We start from the raw sequence: 5,365 nt of genomic DNA, 5'->3' as shown, positions 1-5,365 counted from the left end.
CTGCTGGTGAATCCGACGGGTCGGTTCGTCACGGGTGGTCCGATGGGTGACTGTGGTCTGACGGGCCGCAAGATCATTGTGGATACCTATGGTGGTATGGCGCGGCACGGTGGTGGCGCGTTCTCGGGTAAGGATCCGTCGAAGGTGGACCGTTCGGCGGCGTACGCGACTCGGTGGGTGGCCAAGAACGCGGTGGCCGCGGGTCTGGCGAGTCGGATCGAGGTGCAGACGGCGTACGCGATCGGTAAGGCGGCTCCGGTGGGGCTGTTCGTGGAGACGTTCGGCACGGAGAACGTGGATCCGGTCAAGATTCAGGCGGCGATCAACGAGGTGTTCGATCTGCGTCCGGCGGCGATCATCCGTGATCTGGATCTGCTGCGGCCGATCTACGCGCCGACGGCGGCCTACGGGCACTTCGGGCGTACGGATGTGGACCTGCCCTGGGAACGCACCGACCGCGTCGAGGCGCTGAAGAGCGCCGCGGGCCTCTGACGGCCGCATAGCGACGTTTCGTCGACGCCGCGGGGCGCGGAAGCTTCCGCGCCCCGCGGCGTGGCGAGCAATGCCAGGTTCGCTCATCCACGACCGCGGGCCGGTGCCGAGACATGGTCACCGGCCCTGGTGAAGGAGTTTTCCCAGTGCAAATTGCGGTGACCGGTTCAATCGCCACCGACCATCTGATGTCCTTCCCGGGCAAGATCGCCGACCAGCTCATCGCCGATCGGCTCGATCAGGTCTCGCTTTCCTTCCTCGTGAACCAGCTCGAGGTGCGCCGCGGCGGCGTCGCGGGCAACATCACCTTCGGCCTCGGCCAGCTCGGTGTGACCCCGCTGCTGGTGGGCGCGGTCGGCGAGGACTTCGCCGAGTACCGTGCGTGGTTGGACCGGCACGGTGTCGACACCAGTGCGGTCCACACCTCCAAGACGGCGCACACCGCGCGGTTCACCTGCACCACCGACGAGAGCCAGAACCAGATCGCCTCGTTCTACCCCGGTGCGATGTCCGAGGCCAGCGAGATCGAGCTCAAGCCCATCTCCGACCGGGTGGGCGGCCTGGACCTCGTGATCGTCTCGGCCAACGATCCGGAAGCGATGGTGCGCCACAGCCAGGAGTGTCGCGACCGCGGGTTCGAGTTCGTCGCGGACCCGGGCCAGCAGCTCGCCCTCATGGACGGGCCGCAGATCCGTAAGCTGGTGGAGGGTGCCAAGTACTTGTTCACCAACGAGTACGAGCACAGCCTGCTGCTGCAGAGCACCGGCATGTCGCACGCCGAGGTGCTCGACCAGGTCGGCATGTGGGTCACCTCGCTCGGCGAGAACGGTGTGCGCATCGAGTCGAAGTCTGCCGAGGCGATCGAGATCGCCCCGGTCAAGCCCAAGCAGGTCGGCGACCCCACCGGTGTGGGCGACGCGCTGCGCGCGGGCTTCCTGGCCGGTCTGGCCAACGGCCTGGGCCTCGAGCGTTCCATTCAGCTCGGGTGCACCCTGGCGACAACATCCCTGGAAACCGACGGACCGCAGGAATACGAGGTCGAGAAGGGCTCGTTCGTTTCGAGGTTCGCCGAGGCCTACGGCAAGCAGGCCGCGGGCGAGATCGAATCCGTGCTTCGCTGAAGCGTTCGGGAAGGCAGCGTGATGACGAAACAGGAAGAATCGGGCCGTCGGGACAACGACCCGAGTGGGTTTCTCACGGCCATCGCCGAACGTGTGCTCGTCGGGGACGGCGGCATGGGTACGGCGCTGCAGGAGCACGACCTGACCCTGGAGGACTTCAACAACCTCGAAGGTTGTAACGAGATCCTCAACGAGACGCGCCCCGACGTCGTGCGCTCGGTCTACCGGGGCTTCCTGAAGAACGGCTCGGACGCCATCGAGTCGAACACGTTCGGCTGCAACCTGCCGAATCTCGGTGAGTACGGGATCGAGGAAAGGATCCGGGACCTCTCCGAGAAGGGTGTGGCGCTGGCCCGGGAGTGCTGTGACGAGTACTCCACGCCGGAGAAGCCGCGTTTCGTGCTGGGGTCGATGGGTCCCGGAACCAAGCTGCCCACTCTGGGACACGCACCGTACGCCGACCTGCGCGACGCCTACTACCAGCAGGTACTGGGCATGCTCGACGGCGGCGTCGACGTGATCCTGGTCGAGACCTCGCAGGACCTGCTGCAGACCAAGGCCTCCATCGTCGCGGCCAAGCGCGCGATGGCCACGCAGCAGAAGTGGGTTCCGATCATCGCCCACGTCACCGTGGAGCAGACCGGCACCATGCTGGTCGGTTCCGAGATCGGTGCGGCGCTGACCGCGCTGGAGCCGCTCGGCATCGACATGATCGGCATGAACTGCGCAACCGGCCCCGCCGAGATGAGCGAGCACCTGCGGGTTCTCGCCGACCACTCCCAGGTGCCGATCTCGGTCATGCCCAACGCCGGGCTGCCGGAGCTGGGCCCCAACGGCGCGGTGTACCCGCTGCAGCCCGCCGAGCTGGCAGAGGCGTTGGTCGACTTCGCCAACAACTACGGCGCACGGCTGGTCGGTGGTTGCTGCGGTGTGACCGGCGAACACGTTCGCCAGGTCGCCGAGGCCGTCTCGAGTCTCAATCCTCCCGAGCGGACCCCCGAGATCGTTCCGTCGATCTCCTCGATGTACCAGGCGATCCCGTTCGAGCAGGAAGCCTCGATCCTCAACGTCGGCGAGCGCACCAACGCCAACGGCTCCAAGGCGTTCCGCGAGGCGATGCTGGAGGAGCGCTACGAGGACTGCGTCGAGATCGCGAAGGGGCAGACCCGCGAAGGCGCGCACATGCTCGACCTGTGCGTGGACTACGTGGGCCGCGACGGCACCCACGACATGCGTGAGCTGGCCTCCCGACTGGCCACGGCCTCGACGCTGCCGGTCATGGTGGACTCCACCGAGGCCGACGTCATCGAGGTCGGCCTGGAACACCTCGGCGGTCGGTGCGCGATCAACTCGATCAACTACGAGGACGGCACCGAGGAGGGCGGTCGCTACGACCGGGTCATGAAGATGGCCGTCGAGCACGGCGCCACCGTGGTGTGCACCTGCATCGACGAGGAAGGCCAGGCCCGCACCGCCGAGTGGAAGTTGCGGGTGGCCGAGCGGATCATCGAGGACCTCACCGGGAACTGGGGTCTGGACAAGTCCGCGATCATCATCGACCTCCTGGTATTCCCGATCACTACCGGTCAGGAGGAGGTCCGGCAGGACGCCATCGAGACGATCAACGCTATCCGGGAGCTCAAGACGCGGCACCCGGAGGTGCAGACCACGCTCGGTCTGTCCAACGTCTCGTTCGGTCTCAACGCCGCGGCCCGTCAGGTACTCAACTCGGTCTTCCTCAACGAGTGCCGGGAAGCCGGTCTGGACAGTGCCATCCTGCACGCGTCCAAGATCCTGCCGATGAACAAGATCGACGAGGAATCTCGCCAGGTCGCGCTGGACCTCGTCTACGACCGGCGGACCGAGGCCACCGAGACCGAGGACGCCTACGACCCGCTGCAGAAGCTGATGGCCCTGTTCGAGGGCAAGTCGGCCGAGACCACCGGTTCCTCCAAGGCCGAGGAGCTGGCGGCCCTGCCGCTGTTCGAGCGGTTGGAGCAGCGCATCGTCGACGGCGAGAAGAACGGTCTGAACGCCGATCTCGACGAGGCGATGCAGGAGAAGAAGCCGCTCGAGATCGTCAACGACACGTTGCTGTCGGGGATGAAGACCGTCGGTGACCTCTTCGGCGCGGGCCAGATGCAGCTGCCGTTCGTGCTGCAGGCCGCCGAGATCATGAAGACCGCGGTGGCCCACCTCGAGCCGCACATGGAGAAGGACGACTCGGGTGGCAAGGGCAGGTTGCTGCTGGCCACGGTCAAGGGCGATGTGCACGACATCGGCAAGAACCTGGTCGACATCATCGTGTCCAACAACGGCTACGAGGTGGTCAACATCGGCATCAAGCAGCCGATCAACACCATCCTCGAAGAGGCCGAGAAGAACAACGTCGACGCGATCGGCATGTCCGGACTGCTGGTCAAGTCCACGGTCATCATGAAGGACAACCTGGAGGAGATGAATTCCAGGGGGATCGCGGAGAAGTACCCGGTTCTGCTGGGTGGAGCGGCTCTGACCAGGTCTTTCGTCGAGAACGACCTCGACGAGATGTACCAGGGCGACGTGCGCTACGCCAAGGACGCCTTCGAGGGGCTCAAGCTCATGGACCGCATCATGCAGTCCAAGCGCGGCGAGAACCCCGAGGAGGACGAGGCGGAGCAGGCCAAGAAGGCCGAGCGCAAGGCCAGGCGCGAGCGTTCCAACCGGATCGCGGAGAAGCGCAAGGCCGAGCAGGGGCCGGAACCGGACGAGCGCGACGACAGCGTCCGCTCCGACGTCGACCCGGATGTGCCGGTGCCGACGCCGCCGTTCTGGGGCCCCAAGGTCGTCAAGGGGCTGTCCAGCAACGAGTACCTCGCGCTGCTCGACGAGCGTGCCACGTTCTTCGGACAGTGGGGGCTGCGCGGAGCCAAGAAGGGACAGGGGCCGAGCTACGAGGAGCTCGTCGAGAGTGACGGCCGTCCCCGGCTGCGGGCCTGGATGGACGAGTTGGCCACCAAGGGCATCCTGCAGCACGCGGCGCTGGTCTACGGCTACTTCCCGTGCGTGTCCGAGGGCAACGACCTGATCGTGCTCGACAAGGACTCGCCGGACGCTCCGGAACGGTTCCGGTTCAACTTCCCGAGGCAGAAGCGGGACCGCAGGCTGTGCCTGGCCGACTTCTACCGCTCGAAGGAGAAGGCCGAGGCCACCGGCCAGGTGGACGTGCTGCCGCTGCAGCTGGTAACGATGGGTCAACCCATCGCCGACTACGCCAACGAGCTGTTCGCCGCCGACGCCTACCGGGACTACCTGGAGATCCACGGGCTCGGTGTGCAGCTGACCGAGGCGATGGCCGAGTACTGGCACCGCCGCATCCGCAGCGAGCTGCAGTGGTCCTCCGGTGAGACGGTCGCCTCCGAGGACCCGGAGAACGTCGAGGAGTTCTTCAAGCTCGGCTACCGCGGTGCCCGGTTCTCGCTCGGCTACGGTGCTTGCCCCGACCTGGAGGACCGCGCCAAGATCGTCGAACTGCTCGGCGCGGAGAACATCGGCGTGGAACTCTCGGAGGAGTACCAGCTCCATCCGGAGCAGTCCACCGATGCCATCGTCGCGGTCCACCCTGAGGCCAAGTACTTCAACACCTGACAGGCGGCAGGCGCGACACTGGCCGAAAGCTGCCCGATTGAGGAAACGAGGAAGGGAAATCATGAGCCCGAAGTTGCAGAAGGCAGGGAATATCGAGTTCGCTATCGCGGATCCGAAGTTGGCCG

At 66.0% G+C, this 5,365-nt stretch carries 3 protein-coding genes; all 3 read left to right on the top strand.

The genetic code is table 11. The features are described from left to right. A partial coding sequence (locus BLR41_RS22250; protein ID WP_175496901.1) for a methionine adenosyltransferase domain-containing protein occupies positions 1 to 492 on the top strand: 492 nt, incomplete at its 5' end. Positions 493 to 638: 146 nt separating this feature from the next. Next, entirely contained in the window at positions 639 to 1,613 is a 975-nt protein-coding gene (locus BLR41_RS22245; RefSeq protein ID WP_092632818.1) for a carbohydrate kinase family protein, read from the top strand. A 21-nt stretch (positions 1,614 to 1,634) separates the two neighbouring features. Next, positions 1,635 to 5,240: a methionine synthase gene (metH, locus tag BLR41_RS22240; protein WP_092632815.1), complete on the top strand. Its 3,606-nt coding sequence runs from the start codon at positions 1,635 to 1,637 to the stop codon at positions 5,238 to 5,240. The last annotated feature ends 125 nt before the right edge of the window (positions 5,241 to 5,365 follow it).

Source organism: Actinopolyspora mzabensis (genome assembly GCF_900101095.1).
Lineage (GTDB): Bacteria > Actinomycetota > Actinomycetes > Mycobacteriales > Pseudonocardiaceae > Actinopolyspora > Actinopolyspora mzabensis.
This window is presented reverse-complemented; position numbering and strand designations above follow the sequence as displayed.